We start from the raw sequence: 410 nt of genomic DNA, 5'->3' as shown, positions 1-410 counted from the left end.
CGCCCTGCTGGCCCGCAACGCGCTGGCGGCCCCCGCGCACGGCCCGGCCCTCAACCTCGGCGGCGCCCTGCAGCTGACCGCCCGGCAGCTGGCGGCGGCCGGCGCCGGTCCCGGGCGGATCACCGACCTGGCCGCCGAGCGGGTCGCGCGCACCGACGGCCTGTGCGGGGAGGAGCCCGCGGCCGCGCTGACCGTGCTGGTCGGCGAGGCGGGCAGCGGCCGGAGCACCGAACTGGCGGCCCTCGCGGTGCGCCGGGCCGGCGGGGTGCGCGCGCTGCCCACGGTGTGGCTGCGCGGCGCCGACCTGCGGACGGCCGACCACGGCCTGCGCCCCGCCGTCGGCCGGGCGCTGGCGCCGTTCGCGCTGGACCAGGGCAGTACCGCGGGCCCGTTCGCGCCGCACCAGGGCG

At 82.9% G+C, this 410-nt stretch carries 1 pseudogene; it reads left to right on the top strand.

The window, feature by feature from the left end:
* A pseudogene (locus ACQRUO_RS39710) lies at nucleotides 1–410 on the top strand (hypothetical protein); the annotation flags it as partial.

Source organism: Kitasatospora sp. LaBMicrA B282, assembly GCF_050325825.1.
GTDB lineage: Bacteria > Actinomycetota > Actinomycetes > Streptomycetales > Streptomycetaceae > Kitasatospora.
The sequence above is the reverse complement of the archived record's forward strand: the minus strand, read 5'-3'. Positions and strand labels throughout refer to the sequence as shown.